General features: G+C 52.4%; 16 protein-coding genes. 6 read left to right on the top strand and 10 right to left on the bottom strand.

Annotated features, from left to right (window positions below; genetic code table 11):
- Positions 1-385: 385 nt before the first annotated feature.
- Positions 386-1,036 carry a response regulator transcription factor gene (locus K1X45_RS13725; protein ID WP_370627041.1) on the top strand — a complete coding sequence of 217 codons (651 nt, stop codon included), beginning with the start codon at positions 386-388 and terminating at the stop codon, positions 1,034-1,036.
- A 21-nt stretch (positions 1,037-1,057) separates the two neighbouring features.
- Here K1X45_RS13725 and K1X45_RS13730 read toward each other — a convergent pair whose 3' ends face one another.
- Positions 1,058-4,555 carry a PAS domain-containing hybrid sensor histidine kinase/response regulator gene (locus tag K1X45_RS13730; protein ID WP_220159173.1) on the bottom strand — a complete coding sequence of 1,166 codons (3,498 nt, stop codon included), beginning with the start codon at positions 4,553-4,555 and terminating at the stop codon, positions 1,058-1,060.
- Positions 4,556-4,787: 232 nt separating this feature from the next.
- Here K1X45_RS13730 and mscL point away from each other — a divergent pair, with 232 nt between their 5' ends.
- Together mscL and K1X45_RS13740 are read left to right on the top strand one after the other, a co-directional pair.
- The gene (mscL, locus tag K1X45_RS13735) at positions 4,788-5,204 is read left to right on the top strand and encodes a large conductance mechanosensitive channel protein MscL (RefSeq protein ID WP_022711155.1); all 417 of its coding nucleotides are present in this window, start codon (positions 4,788-4,790) and stop codon (positions 5,202-5,204) included.
- Positions 5,205-5,355: 151 nt separating this feature from the next.
- A complete protein-coding gene (locus tag K1X45_RS13740) occupies positions 5,356-6,432 on the top strand; it encodes an AbrB family transcriptional regulator (RefSeq protein ID WP_213596791.1) in 1,077 nt (358 codons plus the stop codon).
- Between the two features lie 35 nt (positions 6,433-6,467).
- Here K1X45_RS13740 and hemA read toward each other — a convergent pair whose 3' ends face one another.
- A complete protein-coding gene (gene hemA, locus K1X45_RS13745) occupies positions 6,468-7,712 on the bottom strand; it encodes a 5-aminolevulinate synthase (RefSeq protein ID WP_022711157.1) in 1,245 nt (414 codons plus the stop codon).
- A gap of 379 nt (positions 7,713-8,091) precedes the next feature.
- On the opposite strand from hemA, the gene K1X45_RS13750 reads away from it, so the two are divergent.
- Positions 8,092-8,808, top strand: coding sequence for a TetR/AcrR family transcriptional regulator C-terminal domain-containing protein (locus K1X45_RS13750; protein WP_151158436.1), 717 nt, complete (start codon positions 8,092-8,094; stop codon positions 8,806-8,808).
- On the opposite strand, the gene K1X45_RS13755 is transcribed toward K1X45_RS13750, so the two are convergent.
- The 5 genes from K1X45_RS13755 to proC all read right to left on the bottom strand — a co-directional run bounded on the left by K1X45_RS13755 (position 8,771) and on the right by proC (position 13,667).
- Positions 8,771-10,306, bottom strand: a complete 1,536-nt coding sequence (locus K1X45_RS13755) for an FAD/NAD(P)-binding protein (RefSeq protein ID WP_220159174.1) — start codon at positions 10,304-10,306, stop codon at positions 8,771-8,773. The genes K1X45_RS13750 and K1X45_RS13755 overlap by 38 nt on opposite strands.
- A 156-nt stretch (positions 10,307-10,462) precedes the next feature.
- Positions 10,463-11,173 carry a polysaccharide deacetylase family protein gene (locus tag K1X45_RS13760; RefSeq protein WP_220159175.1) on the bottom strand — a complete coding sequence of 237 codons (711 nt, stop codon included), beginning with the start codon at positions 11,171-11,173 and terminating at the stop codon, positions 10,463-10,465.
- Complete coding sequence (locus K1X45_RS13765; RefSeq protein ID WP_220159176.1) at positions 11,173-11,913, bottom strand: glycosyltransferase family 25 protein; 741 nt, start codon at positions 11,911-11,913, stop codon at positions 11,173-11,175. Before K1X45_RS13765 ends, K1X45_RS13760 begins: the two co-directional genes overlap by 1 nt.
- A gap of 182 nt (positions 11,914-12,095) precedes the next feature.
- Positions 12,096-12,443, bottom strand: coding sequence for a hypothetical protein (locus K1X45_RS13770; RefSeq protein WP_220159177.1), 348 nt, complete (start codon positions 12,441-12,443; stop codon positions 12,096-12,098).
- 411 nt (positions 12,444-12,854) lie between these two features.
- The gene (gene proC, locus K1X45_RS13775; RefSeq protein ID WP_220159178.1) at positions 12,855-13,667 is read right to left on the bottom strand and encodes a pyrroline-5-carboxylate reductase; all 813 of its coding nucleotides are present in this window, start codon (positions 13,665-13,667) and stop codon (positions 12,855-12,857) included.
- Between the two features lie 526 nt (positions 13,668-14,193).
- Between proC and K1X45_RS13780 the strand changes: the two genes are divergently transcribed.
- Both K1X45_RS13780 and folD read left to right on the top strand, forming a co-directional pair.
- Positions 14,194-14,811, top strand: a complete 618-nt coding sequence (locus K1X45_RS13780; RefSeq protein ID WP_220159179.1) for a hypothetical protein — start codon at positions 14,194-14,196, stop codon at positions 14,809-14,811.
- Between the two features lie 140 nt (positions 14,812-14,951).
- A complete protein-coding gene (folD, locus tag K1X45_RS13785) occupies positions 14,952-15,869 on the top strand; it encodes a bifunctional methylenetetrahydrofolate dehydrogenase/methenyltetrahydrofolate cyclohydrolase FolD (RefSeq protein WP_116086916.1) in 918 nt (305 codons plus the stop codon).
- Positions 15,870-15,954: 85 nt separating this feature from the next.
- Here folD and edd read toward each other — a convergent pair whose 3' ends face one another.
- From edd to zwf, 3 genes are all read right to left on the bottom strand, one after another.
- Positions 15,955-17,769: a phosphogluconate dehydratase gene (edd, locus tag K1X45_RS13790; protein ID WP_220159180.1), complete on the bottom strand. Its 1,815-nt coding sequence runs from the start codon at positions 17,767-17,769 to the stop codon at positions 15,955-15,957.
- 225 nt (positions 17,770-17,994) lie between these two features.
- Positions 17,995-18,720, bottom strand: a complete 726-nt coding sequence (gene pgl / locus K1X45_RS13795) for a 6-phosphogluconolactonase (protein ID WP_220159181.1) — start codon at positions 18,718-18,720, stop codon at positions 17,995-17,997.
- A gap of 149 nt (positions 18,721-18,869) precedes the next feature.
- Positions 18,870-20,345, bottom strand: coding sequence for a glucose-6-phosphate dehydrogenase (gene zwf / locus K1X45_RS13800; RefSeq protein ID WP_151158426.1), 1,476 nt, complete (start codon positions 20,343-20,345; stop codon positions 18,870-18,872).
- Between the last annotated feature and the right edge of the window lie 221 nt (positions 20,346-20,566).

Here is a 20,566-nt window from a genome sequence, read left to right on the forward strand (position 1 = left end):
AATGAATATGCATGCCGTCTGCTACAGGCGGCTTTTATTGTGCTGGAAATTGCATTCACCGGTTTTCTCAAGCCGGATTTATCATTGAAATGAAATGCCGGTGGCCGGAGCGCATTGCGAAATTGTGAAGCGCTGAGGTATGGAAGCCAGTTTGTCTGACCGGTTTCTGATCCTGATTACGGATCAGTTCTGTTGCATGTAAAAACAAAGAACAGAGCATTTTCAGGAATGCAGGCGGAGCGGGAAGGGCTCTGTGGCTGAAGAAAATGCAAGATGAAAACAGGTCATTTCTAACTTTATCTTTGGTTATATAAAGAGATAAGGTGCTTTCAGGAGATGATTTGCGGGGAGACTGCTGAGGGGGCAGGCAAGGGGTAGGAAATTTATGGAATTGAATTTTATTATTGCCGACGATCATCCTTTATTCCGTGGCGCATTGCGACAGATATTACAGGACGGTTTTCAACCTGAGAGTGTGACTGAGGCTGACAATTATCAGCAATTGCAACAGGTTGCAGAAGAGGCACAGGATGTTGACCTGTTGTTTCTCGATCTGACCATGCCCGGTGTCAGCGGTTTATCCGGCCTGATCAATCTCAAGGCGCAGCATCCGCAGCTGCCGGTTATGATTGTTTCCGCCACCGATGATGTCACCACAATCCGCCGCGCCATGGAGCTCGGAGCCTCCGGTTTTGTTTCTAAATCCGCGAGTCTTGAGGAAATCGGCGAGGCCGTGCGTACCGTGCTGGACGGCGGGGAGTGGGTATCCGGTGATATGGAACTCGGCGCGGAAAATGATGCGGAGATTGCCGATCTGATTGGCCGTATCCGCGCGCTCACCCCGCAGCAAACCCGCGTGCTCTCAATGCTTGGACAGGGGCTTCTGAACAAGCAGCTGGCTTATGAACTGAATATTTCAGAAGCCACGGTGAAAGCCCATGTATCTGCGGTTCTGCAGAAGCTGGGTGTGGACAGCCGCACACAGGCGGTGATTCTGCTCTCGCGGCTTGGCCCGGGTTTTGCGCTGCTGGATTGAGCCGGAGCATTTCACAGTCTCTCACCGCATATGATAATGCGCCAGCAAAGCCCGCAATGCTGCGGGTTTCAGCGGCTTGTTCAGCACATGAACATTTTCTTCCGTGGCCTGTAATTTGACCTCTTTTGAACGATCGGCCGTCAGCAGTACGGCCGGTATGGTATGACCCAGCGTTTCGCGGATATAGCCGATCATATCCAGCCCGTTTTCGCGGTTGAGATGGTAGTCAGCCAGAATAATATCCGGCAGTATTCTGACGCTCATCTGTGAGCGGGCGATATGATTGCACCAGTCTTTGAGTTGTGCGCCGTCACGGATCAGAGTGATGTCACAACCCCAGCCTTCCAGCAGAATGCGCATGCCGTCGAGGATCAGCGGATCATTATCAATACATAAGACGCGCATGTTTTCGAGCGCATTGCTGCGGCGTCTGGCCTGTGACGGTTCAGGTGAAACTTCAACCGCAGGCTCCTGCGACACCGGCATAATGATGCTGAAACAGGTGCCTTTGCCATGTTCGGATTGCAGGCGGATTGTCAGATCCAGCACACGGGCAATACGGTCGACAATGGAAAGGCCAAGCCCCAGCCCGTCTGCCTGACTGATCCCTTCATCCAGCCGGTAAAATTCACGGAAAACCAGCTGCTGTTTTTCCGGTGCGATGCCGATACCGGTATCGGCAACCTTGATTTCCAGATCACCGCCACGTCGGCGCACCCCGAGCAGGATTTTACCGCTGCGGCTGTATTTGATCGAATTCGAGATCAGGTTTTGCAGCAGACGACGCAGAAGATTGCGGTCGCTATAGACTGTGAGAGAGCAGGGCACGACACGAAGTTTCAGACCTTTTGTAGCAGCAAGGGGTGTGAAATCTGTGACAACCTGTTGAAGCAGGCGATCCAGACGGAACAGTGAAAGCTCCGGTTTGAGCGCGCCGGTATCAAGCCGTGAAATATCCAGCAGCGCACTGAGAATGCCTTCAACCGCTTCAAGGGAGGAGTCAATATTTCGCGCCAGTTGCGCTTCCGATGCGCCGAGCCTTTCGCTCAAGGCTGTGCTGTAGAGGCGGGCAGCATTCAGCGGCTGCAAAATATCATGACCGGCAGCAGCGAGAAAACGTGTTTTACCGAAATTGGCCTCTTCCGCCAGTTTCTGCGCACGAACAAGCTGCTGGTTCACTTCAAGCAGTTCGGTGGTGCGGTCGGCAACGCGCTGTTCCAGCGTTTCATTGAGACGCTTCATGGAGTTATCGGCTTCAACAGAAGCGGTAATATCAGTGTAGCTGGCGACAATGCCGCCATCCGGCATCGGATTAGCTGCAATTTCAATGATTTTGCCGGTGGAGTGTAAGAGGATACGACTTGGCTCATGGGTGCGCTCCAATGTGCGCATCATCATCGCGGCATCGCCTGCATGAATTTCGCCATTATGCAGCAACCGGTCGAGAACATCGGAAATCGGTGTGCCAACCTGTGTCAGCCCGTCCGGCAATTGCAGAAGATGGCGAAAACGCCGGTTCCAGCAGGTCAAGCGAAAATCCTTGTCGAGAACGGTAATGCCCTGTTCCATCTGATCCAGCGCGGTTTGCAGCAGATCGCGATTGTGCTGCAGGGCTTCGGAGGCGTCATCCAGCAGGCGCAGCGTGTCCGGTGCGGTATTATCCTTGCGCTGAAGCAGCAGTGACAGCACCAGCCGCGCGGAAGATGAGCCGATGGCACTACCCAATATTTGCTCGGCAAAACGGATCAGCGGCACATCGGCGACAGCTTTATCATCGAGCGGCTGGTCGCCATTATGTTCATAGCGGCTGAAAGCAAGGGCAACGCGGTCTTCACCCAGATAACGGGCAATCGTATTTTTGATTTCCCCGACCGTGACGCTGGTGCGGAAACGGCGCAGAACCGGCACGGTTTTCAGATTGCGCGGCATGAATGTGCTGGCCTGAATGCGCTCCAGCGGGGTGGACTGGCGGGAGAGTGAGCCGATCACGAAGAACAGTGCATTAATGGCGAGGCTCCACAGAGCACCATGGGTGAGGGGCAGGGCATCAACGCCGAATAGCGCCTGCGGACGCAGATAAGAAAGCCCCCATAAACCTTCCCGCAGGATCGGCGCATCAGGATTTGCCAGTGTCGGCAGCAGCAATGTATAGGCCCAGACAGCAAAGCCGCTGACCATGCCCAGAACGGCTCCGCGTGCATTGGCATTGCGCCAGATCAGCCCGCCGATCAGCGGGGGAGCAAATTGTGCAATCGCTGCAAAGGAAACCAGACCGATGGAGGCTAGCCCGAAAGTGCTGGAACTGGCGCGGTAATAGCTGAAAGTCACCGCCAGAATAATCACAATGGTTGCACGGCGGGTATAGAGGATAAGGCGGGTCAGATCCCGTTGCTGATGTTTTTGGCGACGATAGACGTAGCGGATCAATAGCGGCAACAGCAGATGGTTGGAGATCATGATCGACAGCGCCACGCAGGCCACGATCACCATCGCCGTTGCAGCAGAAAGCCCGCCGACAAAAGCCAGCAGAGTTAAAAGATGTGAGCCTGCTGCCAGCGGCAGCGCCAGAACATAGAGATCTGCATTGGTTGTGGGGCCGAGATTGATAATGCCTTGCAGGGCGATTGGCAGGACGAACAGGTTAATCAGGATCAGATAGACCGGAAACAGCCAGCGGGCGGTGCGCAATTCTTTTTCGCTGCGGTTTTCAACTACGGTGACGTGAAACTGGCGCGGCAGCATCAGAATAGCCGCGGCACTCAGAACCGTGTGAACAATCCAGGTGCTGGGGCTGGTACGGGTTAACATGCCCCAGAAATCAATATCCCGCTCCTGCAATTGCTGCGGCAGATCAAAAGGCGAGCCGAAGAGGAAGAAGGTTGTGGCAATGCCGACAATCAGAAAGGCGGTGATCTTGATGACGGATTCCAGCGCAACCGCAAGAATCAGCCCGTCCTGATGCTCAGTCGCATCCGTATGTCTGGTGCCGAAAAGGATGGCGAATATAGCCAGCAGCGCAGTAACAAACAGCGATATATCGCCGAAGACATAGACAATCGGGTCATAGGAAGCCTGATATTCAGCCAGAACCATATCGACACTGCCGGATACGGCTTTCAGCTGCAGGGCGATATAGGGCATGGAGCCGACCACGGCGATGCAGGTGCCGATCGTGGCGACGCTGGTGCTTTTGCCGTAACGGGCGGCGAGAAAGTCGGCGATAGAGGTAATGCGCTCGGCTTTTGCCAGCCGCACTACATGACGCAGAAATTTATTGCCGAAGGTGAAAACCAGAATAGGGCCGATATAAATACCTAAGAATTCAAGCCCGCGGTCAGCTGCAAGCCCGACCGAGCCGAAGAAGGTCCATGATGTACAGTAAACAGCAAGGCTGAATGCATAAATATAGGGTCTTGGCTTGGAGCCCCAGCGCGATGCTTTACTGTCGCCAATACTGGCAACCGCAAAGAGCAGGATCAGATAGAGAAATGCGATGCCGATAATGATCCAGCCGTGCATTCAGCCCCCTTGCTGACCGGTTAATGATTGCGGGACAGAAAGATCCTGTATATGGCTGCAATAATGGCAGTCTCTGTCCGCTGATTATTCTGTACCTATGTTTGTATGCAACACTTCAGGATAATCAAGCAGTAAGCTGCTTTCTGATCTTGAGACTATAATAATCTCCGCTACTTTGTTTTTATTGCCGGATATAAAAAGAGTAAGCCCCCGTACTTGTAAAGGATAGCTCATGCTAAAGGAATTTCGTGAATTTGCCCTCAAGGGCAATATGGTCGATCTGGCCATCGGTGTCATCATTGGCGGTGCATTTGGTGGTCTGGTCAATTCCATCGTGAATGACATTATCATGCCGATTATCGGTCTCATCACCGGCGGTATTGATTTCTCCAACATGTTTATCCAGCTGGCCGGTGAGCCTAAGGGTACATTGGCGGCAGCGCGTGAAGCCGGTGCAACCATTGCTTACGGTAATTTCATTACGCTGCTGATTAACTTCCTGATTATCGCATGGGTTCTGTTCCTTGTTGTTAAAGGCATGAACCGCATGAAGAAAAAGGAAGAGGCCAAGCCTGAAGCTGAAGCCGCAATTCCGGCAGATCAGGTTCTGCTGACAGAAATCCGTGATCTTCTGGCGAAAAAAGCCTGATTATAAAATCCTAAACCCGGCCTCAGAAATGAAGCCGGGTTTATTTTTAATTTGTCTGATATTTTGGTTGCATATAATGCGGCCAATTCAACAAGACTCCGGCGCGACGATTATGCCTGCCATCCGGAAATGCTCTGGTTAAGAATATGCCATGTCCCGTCAGTTCTCTCTGAAAAATATCTATGCGCTTTTCCTGACATTTCTGATTGCCGGCAGCGGTGCCGCAATTGCTTATCTGACCGGACTGCCCATTCCTTTTCTGCTCGGCTCAATGTGCAGTGTGACCATTGCATCTCTGAGCGGTATCCGCATTTATCTGCCTGTCTGGTTGCGTAATGCGGTTTTTATCATGCTCGGCCTGCAAGCCGGTTCCGGTGTGCGTCCTGAAACGCTGAGCCAGATTGGCGAATGGCCTTTGAGCTTCATGCTGCTGTTTGTAATGCTGGTAACTGTGACCGGTTTTACCTTTATGTTGCTGCGCTATGTGTTTCGCTGGGATGCGCAAACGGCTTTTTTCTCCTCTTTGCCCGGTGCCTTGTCTTTTGTGATGGCTGCAGCCAGCGAAACCCGCGCCGATCTGGTTAAAATTACCATTATTCAGACTGTGCGCCTGTTGCTGCTCATCGGGTTGCTGGCACCGGTGCTCAATGTGCTTGGGCAATCCGCACCGCATATCGATTTTGTAGCAGGTTCAGGCAGCCAGCAAAAAGAGTGGCTATGGTTGTTCGCTGCGGGTGGCCTTGGCGCGCTGATCGGCCATTACAGTCGTTTGCCGGGCGGGATGATGCTGGGCGCATTGCTTGCCAGTGCGCTGGTCTATGTGACCGGCTTTGTAACAGTGCGCGTGCCGCCTGAAATGGCGGACTTTGGTATGGTTGTTCTCGGTGCTCTGATCGGCTCGCGCGTTGATGCACGGCATCGCGGCGCTATCCTGAATTATTTGCCGGTGGCGCTGATGGCTTTCATCGTGGGTACGGGAACCGCCGCCGCAATCTGTGCGCTGGCATGGCTGGCAACAGGGCTGCATCCGGCGCAGATTGCACTGGCTTTTGCGCCGGGTGCATTGGAAGCGCTGACTGTGATTGCTTTCTCGCTGGGCGTCGATCCGGCCTATGTGGCTTCGCATCATGTTGTGCGCTTCATGATGATTGCGATCTTTGTGCCGTTTCTCGCCAGATCGCTGCGACGTATGGATGAAAAGCAAACAGCCGCACAGGCGGAACTCTGAGCGGCTGTCAGGATTGAAGCTGATATTGCTCTTTATTAAGCAGATTGTTTCAGCGGGCTGCCGGTAAAATCCGTTGCATAAGGAATGTTCAGAGCCTGCCATACTTCCAGCAGAGCCTCTTTCAGACCGGCAATCAGTTCTTCCCCGTGAACAGGGGTTGGTGTGATGCGCAGGCGTTCAGTGCCGCGTGGTACGGTCGGGAAGTTGATCGGCTGAATATAAATGCCATGAACTTCCAGCAGGCGATCCGAGGCTTTTTTGCACAAATCCGCATTGCCGACAAAGAGCGGCACAATATGTGTTTCTGTTGGCATAACCGGCAGGCCGGCACGTTTCAGCGTGTCCTTGGTCAGTTGTGCGTTTTTCTGCTGCAATTCGCGCTCGGTGCCCGAGGCTTTGAGATGACGAATGGCTGCAACAGTCGCATTGGCAATTGCCGGTGGCAGGGCTGAGGTAAAGATGAAGCCCGGCGCATAGGAGCGCACAGCATCGACCACAGCTTTGGAACCGGTAATATATCCGCCCAATGTGCCAAAGGATTTGGCTAATGTGCCTTCAATAATATCAATACGATGGCTCAGGCCTTCGCGTTCTGAAATGCCGCCGCCGCGTGCGCCATACATGCCAACGGCATGGACTTCATCAAGATAGGTCATGGCATTGTATTTTTCAGCCAGTTCCACAATTGCTTTCAGCGGTGCCACATCGCCGTCCATGGAATAAACGGATTCAAAAACGATCAGCTTGGCGCGGTCTTTGCCCGCAGCCTTCAAAAGTTCTTCAAGATGCTGCACATCATTGTGACGGAAAATCTGCTTGTCGGCACCGGAATGACGGATGCCGGCGATCATCGATGCATGATTGAGTTCATCCGACAGGATCAGGCAATCCGGCAGGAGCTTGGCGATGGTCGAGATAGAGGCATCATTGGAGACAAAACCGGAGGTGAAAACCAGACCGGCTTCTTTGCCGTGCAAATCCGCAAGCTCATGTTCAAGCTCAACAAGCGGATGATTATTGCCGGAGATATTGCGTGTGCCACCGGCGCCGGACCCTTGCGAGACGGCTGCATCGGTCATGGCTTTCAGAACATCAGGATTTTGCCCCATACCGAGATAGTCATTGGAGCACCATACGGTGATTTCACGCGCCTGACCGTTATGGCGCCAGATTGCTTGCGGAAAGCGGCCGACAATACGCTCCAGATCAGCAAATACACGGTAACGATTTTCAGTGTGAAGGCGGTCAATGGCCGCTTCAAAAAACCGGCTATAGTCCATGAGGCATCTTCCTTTTCTTCACCGTTACCTAATCCTTTAGAGGCGTGCCGTCTATAAGGACATGTGCGGTAAATAGACCTAGGCCGGTTTTGCGGCATTGATTTCAGTCAATCAGGCCGCCTCAGTCACGGGTTTTCGATATATTCCGGTTGAAAAGGCCGGAGCTGTCCGCAATTTTAGTCACACTCTGTTGTAAAAGGGCGCATTCAACGCTAATTGAGTTTGCAACAGAGTGTTTAATTCTTGCGTTGCAATCTGGAGCGTATCCCGAAAAGTGGGAACCGGTTTTCGGATAAGATACGCGAAAAAACAAATAGATAGAGCATTTCCTATGATTCAAGATAAACTGGAAATGCTCTGGTTTTCGGACGGGGCGGCTATGAAAAAGCAAATTTCGGCAAAGTCATGTGTGGCGCCAAGCCCGCGTATCGGTCGTCCGGCGCGGATTTCTCTTGAGGAAATCGCGCGTGTGACGCTGAAAATCGGTCTCGATGATGTGACGATGATTGCGGTGGGACAGGCGCTGGGGGTCGATCACTCATCCCTCTATCGCTATGTCAAAGGCCGCAATGAATTGCTGCTGGCTGCTGCCGATCTGGCCATTACCGAACTGGACTGGCGTGGCAATCCTGCCGACTGGTATGAGTTCGCGCAAAATGTCGCCAATTCGGCCTGGGAATTATTCAACAGGCATCCGGGGCTGGCTGATGCTATGCGGGAACTGGAAGTATCTCCGCCGTCCGGTATCCGCGCTTTTGGCGAAATGGCGAACCAGTTTGTGGAATATGGTTTCTCGGCTGAGGAAGCCGTTGTGCTGATCGACAGTATGATGGATATGACGGTCGATTACTTCACCGGCTGGCGCAGAGCCTATAAAAAACCGGGTCGCATTGGCGAACGCGGAATTGAGAAGGTTGTGCAGTCGTGGCAGGCAGAGGCCGCACGCAATCCGGATACGGCGCGACCGATCCTGATTATGAGCCGTATGATGACCGATCACCCGAAGGATTGGTGGGACAAAAAACTGCTTCTGATCCTTGATGGTGCGCAGGCCGTTTTCAACAGACGTCAGCAGATTTATGAGGCTGCTGAATAAGCGCGGCGGCTTGACTGATTACGTCTGCCAAAGCTTCTGTATAGCGCGCCACTTCCGGTGCGCCCATTAATTCCCCGAAAGTGCCGCGGGCTAAAGGCCCTGCGATAAACAGATTATCAGCAATACTGCCGTCTTTGCCTATGGCACGCATGGTTGTATCCGTTCGCTCGGTGCGGCTTGTATGCAGACCAAGACCTGTAGGGTCCATTTCAATCAGACCGTCTTCGCAGAGCATTGCCAATGGCGGGCACTGACCGATAATATCGCCATGCGCAGGGCCGGTGGTAACAATAATAGCGTCAAAATGCTGTGTGATTGTTCCTGATTGTCCGCGCAGGCGATAGGTCACGATAAAGCCGTGACCGTCATCAGAGCGTGCAGCATCCGTGAGGTGCGCGCCGAGAAATTTCAGTGTTCCGGCACGGCCGCGTTCATTAAGGACATCATCTGTCTGTGTTGCTAGGCGAAACCTATGCGCATCCCAGAACGTGCGCAGATGTCTGACAATGCGCTTGCGCTCACTGAGCGGCAGAGCAAGCCATATCTCGCCGCCCTGATCGCGCAAAGTATCAATCACCGATTGCCATGGCACAGATTGTTGTGCCGCTTCGCGGATTGTCCGGCGGATTTTGTGCAGCAGGCGCACGGCCGATGTTTCCGGCGGATTGATAAAATCACCGAAGAAGCGCGGCGGTCTTGGCTCATCGGCTTTGAGCCGCAGATTGGAACGGGAGCGCAGACCGTGACGGGACAAAACGTTGATATTGCCGCGATGTCCGTGTTGTGACAGCCCTGCCACCATATCGGCAGAGGTTAGACCTGCGCCGACGATCAGAACCGAACTGTCCGGACCTGTCTCCTGAAGCAATTGCCGGAGAGCACCTGCCTGATAAGGATTGGCGATCAGTCCTTTTACATGGTTCTGGCCGGATTGCTGGAGTTCTCGCAATGGTGCGGGGAGGGCAGGTAGCGGATGTGACGCAGCGATCACCAGAAAATCCGCTTCCCGCGTTTCGCCTTTATCTGTGGTAACCTGATAGTGGCCGGAGGCGCAGCGTTTTGCGCCGGTAGCGCTGGCACGAATATGCTGTACTTGTCCGCTTGCAAGCAGCGGTGCAAGCTGTTCCGCCATATAGGTGCCGAAAGTGCTGCGCCTTGCGTAAATCTGGCCGTTCACCGTCATGGCTTCCGTATCATTGTTCAGACTGTGCTGCTCTTCCATCCAGCGGGCAAAATGCGGCTTGTCTTCATAAAATATGCTCATCCGGTCGGAGAGAACATTGAGGCGGAAGGCATCCTCATTGGTGGAATAAGCCAGACCGGCACCAAGAGAGGAGCGCGGTTCTATGATTGTAATTTGAAGTTTTTCCGGATCGGTTATCGCTGCCAGATGATAGGCCAGAGAAGCGCCGGAAAAGCCGCCCCCGATAATGATGATGGATTTGTGCCGGTTTTCATGATGCGGGCGGTCAGTGCAGGCAGAAGGCAATACAGTCAAAACATATATCCGGCTTCAGGTGACGATGCTGTAATCTGTAAGAAAAAATTATTACAGGTCGCTGCCAGTTTATAGTAATGAAATCCGGTTTTGCAATTCTGCGGTAAAGTAATTTTCTTTGAAATGGTACCGTAATAAAAGTTTTCTCTCCGGCTGTCAGAGGCCGAAGAGCTTTTTCAGGAACAATAATCCGCCATCGGTGCGGCGGATATAGCGCCGTGGCAAGCCAAACGGATCATCTGTTGCGCGGGCATGACCGCGTTTTGTGGTGGTGGCGTGAACATAACCCGCTTGTCGGGTCACATTGCGCACAGCCTGTGTTTCGCCGCCATAAGGGTAGCAGAAATTGGTGACTTCAGCGCCGAGTATCTCTTCAAGAATTTTCTTGGAACCGGCGATCTGCCGTTCTGCTTCCTGCAAATCCGCATCCGGCAGATAAATATGATCAAGCGTATGCGCACCAACCTCATGGCCATGTGCCGCCCAGTCGCGCAATTGTTCGGCACTCATGCAGGGAATTTCAACTGCGCCTTTCGGAATGTCCCATTCATTACGTCCGCCGATCTGATTGGCGACGAAATAATTGGTGGCAGTAAAACCCAGCTCATTCAGCACCGGCATGGCATGCTGATAGACATTGAGAAAACCGTCATCAAACGTGATAACCGCAACCTTGCCCTGTTTTTTGCCCTCAAGATAAGGGCGGGCATCGCGCATGGACAATCCCTGATAGCCCAGTCTTTTCAGCCAGCGCATCTGCGAGCGGAACCGGTCCGGATGCACATGCAGGCTGCGAAACGGCTTGTCGCGCGCAGGCGGTACATCAATCGAATGATAGAGAAGAATGGGAATAGCAGAAGATTTCATCAGGCTTTTCCGGATTTGCGGGAATAGGTTTTGACGCTGTGCCGGTAGAAAGGCCGCATCAGTTCTCGGTGCAGTTTATGCGCCAGAGAGCGGTTCTGTTTCAAGGTGCTGCCGCCCAGATTGGCAGATATTTCCTGCACGCCACCCGGAACAACGGAAAGCGGCTGCAATCCGGTTACCCAGTTCATCTGGGCAAAAGTATCAACAGGGCGGTCAAATTTCTCTGTTGCTTTCAGCAGAGCGCGCGCGGCATCACGGGTAATCAGCTGTGCGACCATGCCCAGCCCGACAGGTACGGGACGAATGACTTTCGTTGTTCCCTGTTCGAGCACAACAGCTCCGGTCTCACGGTCTGAGCGGAACGGCAGACGCACCAGCCCGCCTTGTTCGGCAATCTCTGTTGCCGCTTTAAAAGCAGCAGGAAAGTCCGCTGTCAGTGCCACGTCATCTTCCAGCACAAGTGCTGCATCGAGATTTTGATCGATGATTGTCTGCCATGTTTTACGGTGCGACAGGAAACAGGCAATTTCGTTGCGGCTCAGGCGGAACGGATAATAAGGCTTGTGCAGGCGCGTCTGATAGGCCTGTGCAGCATCTGCATCGCTCAGCTGTTTTGCATCAACAGCTGTAATGATTTCTGCCGGTACCGGTAATTGGGAGATCAGTTCATTCACCTGCGCACGGCGTTCTGTTGCGCGCTCCAGATGAATGATGAATGCTTTAATCTGCGGTTTCTGCATGACTAACCTTTGCCGGATCGGCTGATTTTTTTGCTGATCGCAGCTCTGCGACCGCATATAAGAATTGCCTATAGCAGCTTAAAGGTCTTGTCGGAAAGTGAGAAATATTACCTATGTAAAATGGAAAACGGGCAGATAAAAAATCTGCCCGTATGTTGTGTTTTTGTAAAGCTTAGCCCCGTTTAATTGAAACTTGTAGCGATCACCGGATTGCGGGTATAATTCCGCAGTGCCTGACGCAGCAATCCGCTTGCATCTGCATAAGTGGCAGGGAAATCTGCAGGCTGATATTTCATAATATGCGGTATCGCCGCTTTTAGCGATTGCAATACATGTTGCGGAAGTCGGTCTGAACATTGGGTCAGGCGGCGGAAAATCACGCTGATGCGCACGGATTTTCCGTACACGGCAACCTGCGGCTCCTGACCGGCCATATCCCAGTCTTCATAGGCGTGAACAGCTTCGTGGAAGCCGTTCAGCAGATAAATTGATGCATGTCCGTTATGGAGCGGCGGCAGTAAACTTGACATTCCTGTCTCCTCTGTCGGGCTGCTTACTGCAAACTTTCCTTGCATGGAGTTCGCAGTAATTTGAAAAAATGCCTGTTTCTGTGTTTTGCGGCGCACAGACAGGCCGTTGAAAATATAAATCTGTTTCCGGCATCAAAGTATGAACCGGAAAGTGTCGGCTGATTATTGCCTGTTTATATGACAGTTCTATAATGGACGGCTGTTTCAGCCCTGTTTTCTGTTCGGGTTTTTAAACCGAAAAACGATCATGAAACAAAGATCGTGCCTGTCAGAGTAACGAAAATATCGCTCCGGTAAATCCCGATATTATCGTACTTTCGGATAATGCTGTAAAAAAGAAAAATCTTTTTAGAATACAAAAAGGGAGAAGACGCCTCGTCCTCTCCCTCTATGGTAATGCGGTATTGTGTTTCAGCTTTTTCCGAGTTCCACAGAGCGGTTACGGGCAGCTTCAACCGCATCGCTGACAAGGTTTTGCAGACGATTATCGCCCATCAGTACTTCGAGGGCGGCGGCTGTTGTCCCGTTAGGGCTGGTGACATTAATGCGCAATTGCGATGGCGTATCCGTACTTGCTGCAGCGAGCGCACCTGCACCGTAAACTGTCTGCATGGCAAGCATGGCTGCAATATCCTGAGGCAGACCGGCGGTTACACCAGCTTGTGTAAGACATTCAATGAAATGAAACACATAGGCGGGGCCGGAGCCGGATACTGCGGTTACAGCGTCCATCAGGCTTTCATCTTTGACCTGTGCGACCTGACCACTGGTTTCCAGCAATTTTTCGGTAAAGTGCATGACATCTGCCAGCACATTTTTATTGGCAAATGTCACCATCATACCCTTGCCAATCGCTGCCGGTGTGTTCGGCATACAGCGGATAATCGCCGTCTGTGTGCCCAGAATTTTCTCGAATAGTGCAACCGGTGTACCTGCAGCCACGCTGAGAAAAGCCGAGGCAGATGCATGGTTTTTATAGGCAGGCAGAATGTCCTGAATGACCTGTGGTTTGACCGCAATGATAATCAGTTGTGGAGAGCCGGTAATGCCTGTGTTGTCCGGCAGCGCTTTGACGCCGAGTTTTGCCGCGCGCTCGCGTAAAGTGTCAGCCGGTTCAACAACTGTCACGTCAGAAGGCTGTAATTTACCCGAGGAGAGCCATCCCTGCAGCATGGCAAACCCCATATTGCCGCAACCAACCAGAACAACAGTGTTATTTGCCATCAAATGCCTCTCCTGTGATTTGCCCGACCATAGAACATTCGACCGGCAGATGGAAATATCGTTCGCTGCACAGAGTGAAATTCCGGCTTCGTGACAGGGGCGGTGTCACATTAATCAGATAAATGTGAAATTTATTTCTTATAGTGGTTGCCAGAGTCATTAAGGTTTTGTTAACCATAAGGCAGAGTGATTTGCACCGGCTTCGCCGCGCTGCAAAGGCGTAACGGGTAAACGTGATTTACATTGTGAAATGCGTTGCTTCTGGCGTGTCGCTTATCTGCGAACAGTTTTGAAAAGCTTTCATGATCTGCTGTGAATTTTATTCCGGTCGGTCAGGTTCTTATGAGTCCGTTTTTTCGGGCAGAACAGGCGTTTCCGACATGGAATTTCCAAAAAAACTCGGTTTTGGCCGGATTTTTGGAATGCGCAGAGGAGGGGTAAAACACTCTGATACCGGATGCCGTTTGCGTGTCCGGCGCATATTATGAAATGACTGTGTAAATAAATTTTAAGACGGGGCGGCATTATGGAACGTGATAATAAATTTTCCGGCACATTACCGCTTTTGGCCTATGCACCGCAGGACTTCGGCCTGAACATCCAGCGTTCCCGCGCTTACCGTGCGCGTGCCGCAATGGGGCGCACCGGTGTGCAGCCGCTGCGCAATCATGCACAGGCTCCGGCGCAGGCTCCCGCACAGACATCGGCAAAAGCTGAGAGAGCTGTACTTGCCGAACCTGCGCAAGCATCCTCATCTTCTTTGTTCAGAAAATTATGGCTGAACCTGTCCGGCCTTTTAAAACGCGGCAAACAAGCTGATACCGTTGCGGATCAGCCTGCGCAGCCTGTGATTACAAGGCAAATGTCTGTCGCGCCTGTGGTAAAGCAAATGCCTGTGAAACAGGCCGATGCGGAACCGCAGGAGCTGAAACAGCAACCGGCGGAAGATGTTCTTGCGGAAGTGCGTCAGCCGGTTTCCAAAACCTATGCTGCCATGCGCAAGAATGCGCTCGGCACTGCCGCGGCAGATCAGACTATTCCGGAAGCTGCAGACCTTTCCCATGCACTGGCCGAAATCCGGCAGGCATTGCGTGAGCATGAGAAGCTGGCCAATGCCAGACAGAATGAAAATTCGTCACGTTGATGCCGTTATTCCGATAGCATGACTGTTTTTTGATTGTCATCATCGCGCTGGCAGATTATGCGGGGCAGGATGTGAGCGCGTGGCTTTGTGATCCCGCAATTTCGGCCTTGCATTGTTTTTTTGTCTGACGGAGTTGTGAGATGGCGACTGAGACGAGCGGCGCAAAAGTAATCGACGGTAAATTGCTGGCGGAAGATGTGGTGGCGGCGGTTAAATCCGCAACATCCGACTTGTTAAATACAACCGGCACAAAGCCTGGGATTGCTGTGGTGATCGTCGGGGAAGATCCAGCCAGTCAGGTTTATGTCGCCTCCAAAGGCCGCAAAGCACGCGAATGCGGTTTCCACTCTGTACAGCACACATTGACTGAAGATACATCTGAGGCGGATCTGCTGGATCTGATCGACAGTCTCAATAATGACCCTGCCATTCACGGTATTCTGGTGCAGTTGCCGCTGCCGAAACATATTGATGAGGGTCGCGTTATTCAGACTATCGCGCCGGACAAAGATGTCGATGGTTTTCACTATATCAATGTCGGCAAGCTCGGTACCGGCGCTGTGGATAGTGCCTTTGTGCCATGCACACCGGCTGGCAGCATGATTATGATTGAGCGCCAGCTTGGCCGTGATCTGTCCGGTCTGAATGCTGTTGTGATCGGCCGCTCCAATATTGTTGGCAAGCCGATGGCGAATTTGCTGCTTGCAGCCAATGCGACTGTCACTGTTGCCCATAGCCGTACCAAAGATCTGCCAGCCTTGGCACGCACCGCTGATATTTTAGTGGCAGCTGTCGGCCGTCCGCAAATGGTCAAAGGTGACTGGATTAAGCCGGGTGCGACTGTGATTGATGTGGGTATCAACCGCATTGATGCGCCGGAAAAGGGCGAAGGTAAAACCCGTCTTGTCGGTGATGTGGATTATGCAGAGGCTGCAAAAGTGGCCGGAGCGATTACGCCGGTTCCGGGCGGTGTTGGTCCTATGACCATTGCAATGCTGATGGCCAATACGCTGGTCGCCGCTTGCCGCGCTGCCGGTGCGAAAGCACCGAAATTTTGAAATTGTGCGAAAGCACCAACATTTTGATTTTAAGTAGTTAAAAGAACGGCGCGGTCATTTTGATCGCGCCGTTTTTTGTTACCTTTTAAAATACTGATGCGCCCTGATCTGCATGGCCTGCAATGTGCCGGAATGCGGAGAACAATTCCCGTCCCATACCGAAATGATTACGGGTGAGATCGGGTGTTTCAATGTTGCGCGATTGCAATTCATCCCCGCTCAGCAGGACAGACAGGGTGCCTTGCACGGCATCAAGGCGGATAATGTCGCCTTCCTGAATTTTCGCAATCATACCATTATCAAGGGCTTCCGGTGTGACATGAATGGCGGAAGGCACTTTGCCGGATGCGCCGGAAAGACGGCCGTCGGTCACAAGTGCCACGCGCTGTCCGCGATCTTGCAAAATGCCAAGCACAGTCATCAGCTTGTGCAGTTCCGGCATACCATTAGCCTTCGGTCCCTGATAACGGACAACGGCGATGAAATCACCTTCGAGCTTACCTGCCTTGAAAGCATCCTGCATTTCCGACTGATCGTGGAAGATTTTCGCAGGCGCTTCAATCACATGGCGATCCGGCTTGACGGCCGAAACTTTAATGATCGCGCTGCCAATATTACCGCTCAGTACTTTGATACCGCCATCCGGCTGGAAAGGCGCGTTGGCTTTGGCCAGAACTTTTGCATCAGCACTCACTTCAGGGGCAGGGTTGCGTGCAATCGTACCATCTGCATTGAGCGCCGGTTCAATCGTATAGTCGCGCAAAGTTTCGCCCCAGACGGTACGGACATCTTCGTGCAGCAGACCGGCATCCAGCAATTCACGGATCAGATAGCCCATGCCGCCTGCCGCATGGAAGTGGTTCACATCGGCAAGCCCATTCGGATAGACGCGGGCAAGCAGCGGCACAGCAGCCGAAATATCGGATATATCCTGCCATGTCAGTTTGATGCCTGCAGCGGCGGCCATGGCAATCAGATGGATGGTATGGTTGGTGGAGCCGCCGGTGGCATTGAGGCCAACAACACCATTGACAAAAGAACGCTCATCCAGCATTGCGCCGACCGGCGTATAATCATTGCCGCAGGCGGTGATCTGCAAAGCGCGCTTGGCGGCTTCCTTGGTCATCGCATCGCGCAATGGCGTATTCGGATTGATGAAGGATGAACCCGGAATATGTAGTCCCATGATTTCCATCAACATCTGATTGGAGTTGGCTGTGCCATAGAAAGTGCAGGTGCCGGGGCCGTGATAGGATTTGGACTCGGATTCCAACAATTCTGCACGACCGACTTTGCCTTCCGCATAAAGCTGGCGGATGCGGGCTTTTTCATCATTTGGCAGGCCGGATGTCATAGGCCCTGCCGGAATGAAAATCGCAGGCAAATGACCAAAGGTAAGGGCGCCGATCACCAGCCCCGGCACAATCTTGTCGCACACGCCGAGATAGACGGCAGCGTCAAACATATCATGGGACAGGCCAACGGCAGTGGCCATGGCAATAACATCACGGGAGAATAGTGACAGTTCCATGCCCGCAAAACCTTGCGTAACACCGTCACACATTGCAGGCACGCCACCGGCAACCTGTGCAATACCGCCTGCTTCACGCGCTGCCTGTTTGATAAGCTGCGGAAATGTCTCAAATGGCTGATGCGCAGAAAGCATATCATTATAGGCGGTGATAATGCCGATATTGAGCAGTTGATCGCCTGCCAGTCCCGCTTTGTCGGAAGGGCCGCAGGCCGCAAAACCATGAGCCAGATTGGCGCAACCAAGCGCAGTACGCACAGGCTTTCGTGATGCAGCTTCACTGATCCGCCCCAGATAGGCTTCACGGGTCGGGCGGGAGCGCTCGATAATCCGGCTTGTAATCGCCTGCAGGGTTTGATTCACGGTCATTTCAGTCTCCCGTACCGGTCAGAAACCGGTCATGCGCATTAATATTTAAACCGATTTAATAAATGTTTTAATATACGGAAAGTAAGTATAGCGAAAGAGTGGAAAAAGGCTGATGCGTCTATAAAGCGCACGGGAATGGACAGGGGAGAAAGGAAGCACAATGCGGCTCATTCTCCGGCCGTATATCAACGGAGAATGAGCGGATAATGCAGTAATCAATTTGGGTTATGGCGCCCAGTAAAGCTGTACGGCTTGTTTTGCATGGGCAAAAACAGCACGCACGGGCATCAGATTAATATCTGCTTCGCTGAAATCACTGGCCAATGCTTCTTCCAGAACAGCCAGTTTCTTCTGCCCTTCAATATGCAGGATCAGCAGGTCGGCATTTGCAATCACCGGCAGGGTAAGGGTCAGACGCGGTTCGCCTGCGCCTTCGGCCTGCATTGGCAGCACAACAGCACGGGTTGTCGGATCAATGGCCTGATCCAGCCTGCTGCCGCCACGGAAGAAAGAGGCTGTATGGCCGTCATTGCCCATGCCGAGAACCACGACGTCAAAAGGTTTCGGCAGGGCATCAATGCGGTTTGCCGCAGTGACAGCAGCAACACTGGCTGTCTGGGCAGGAATATAAAGACTGACAAAAACGGCCTGCGCCGCCTTGTTCTGCAAAAGATGTTCGCGCGCCAGTTTCTCATTCGAACGGTCATTGTCCGGCGCTACAAAACGTTCATCGACAAGAGTAATCGTAACCTGTTTCCATGCCACATCCTGCATGGAGAGCGCCTCAAACAATTGTACCGGCGTTGTGCCGCCGGATACAGCGAGTACGGCCTGTCCTTTGGCCGCGATTGCTTTATTCAGTTGATCCGCGATTGTTCCGGCTAATTGCAGCGCCAAAGCGGATGGCTCTGCAAAATCATGCCTTTCAATATTGGTTATGTCAGTCTCCATCAGTGTTTCTGCGCCTTTACACCCCTATGTGGGGTGTGGTGCAGTCATTTTGTATCTTTATACAGAATACCGCCCCAGACGGTATTCATTTCCTGCCTTTTTAGCGGTGCTCCGGCCTCAAATTTTATTACGGTTATAGTATCTGTTGGTCAGAGACTATCATGCCATGTGCGGCCGTCACGCTCGATCAGGGCGATAGAGCCGGAAGGCCCCCATGTGCCGGATGTATAGCCCTGAACTTTCTGTTCATTGCTCTCCCAGGCTTCCAGAATAGGGTCAATCCAGCGCCACGCGGCTTCAACCTCATCGCGGCGCATGAACAGCGTTTGGTTGCCGCGCACGACATCCATAATCAGCCGCTCATAGGCATCCGGATTACGCTCGTCAAAAGAATCCGCAAAGCTCATATCCAGCGGAATATGACGCAGACGCATACCGCCCGGACCCGGATCTTTAATCATGATCCACTGTTTCACACCTTCGTCCGGCTGCAGGCGGATAACCAGCTGATTGGCAATAATCTGCCCTGCACTGCTTTCAAAGATCGAGTGGGGAATAGGTTTGAATGTCACCACGATTTCTGAAACGCGTTCGGCCAGTCTTTTGCCGGTGCGCAGATAAAACGGCACATTTGCCCAACGCCAGTTGCCGATCTCGGCTTTCAGCGCCACAAAGGTTTCGGTATTGCTGGTAGTGCTTTCCAGATCGTCGAGATAAGATTTAACCGGCCCGCCTGCAGAAGCGCCGGCGCGATACTGGCCGCGTACAGTATTTTCCTGCGCATTGTCGGCAGTAATAGGTGTGAGCGAGCGCAGCACTTTAACTTTTTCATCATGCACAGCATCGGCTTCCAGTGAAGCCGGCGGCTCCATGGCGACAAGGCACAGCAATTGCAGAATATGGTTCTGTACCATATCGCGCAGCGCGCCGGCTGTGTCGTAATAGCCTGCACGCCCTTCAAGACCGACAGCTTCCGCAACGGTAATCTGCACATGATCAATATGGGCGGAGTTCCAAAGCGGCTCATAAAGCGCATTGGCAAAACGCAGCGCCATCAGGTTTTGCACGGTTTCTTTGCCGAGATAATGGTCGATACGGAAAATCTGGTCTTCGCGGAAAACACTGCCGATCGTGTCATTGAGGATTTGCGCGGATGCTAGATCACGACCAATCGGCTTTTCAACGACGATGCGCGTATGATCGCTGATGAGATCATTGCTCTGCAAACGCTGGGCAATATCGCCGAACAGGCTCGGGCTGACAGCAAGATAAAAAGCGCGGATATCCGCCGGTTTGGTCTTGATGAGTTTTTTCAGTGCAGGCCAGCCCTGATCGGACTTGGCATCAACTGCCACATAGGAAATGCGCTGCAGAAACTGTTCGATCTGCGCTTCATCAATCTCGTCTTTTTTGACGTGTTCATGAATGGCATTACGGGCAAATTCACGATATTCGGCATCGCCCATTTCACTGCGGGATGCACCGATAATACGGGTCGGTTCGCTGAACTGTCCGGCACGCTGGCGCTGGTATAAAGCGGGGATCAGTTTACGTTCGGCAAGATCGCCTGAACCGCCGAAAACGATGCAGTCAAAGGGCTCTACCGGAATTGTCTGGCTGGTCATGAACCTGTCTCTTTATTCGCGTTTTCCTGATGAGTTCAAAGAATATATCAGGATATGGAGAGAAAGTGGTGGGATTTGGTCCGGGAACGGAACGATGGTCGAAGCAGTGATTTGCATTATAATCTAGCGAAATAACAGCGTTGACAATAGTGACTTTTTAAATCGATTTAAAAATGTTAATTTTACGGGTACTTATACCTGAGCAAACAGAAAACCGGCGC

It is taken from the genome of Pseudochrobactrum sp. Wa41.01b-1 (genome assembly GCF_019464455.1).
Lineage (GTDB): Bacteria > Pseudomonadota > Alphaproteobacteria > Rhizobiales > Rhizobiaceae > Pseudochrobactrum > Pseudochrobactrum saccharolyticum.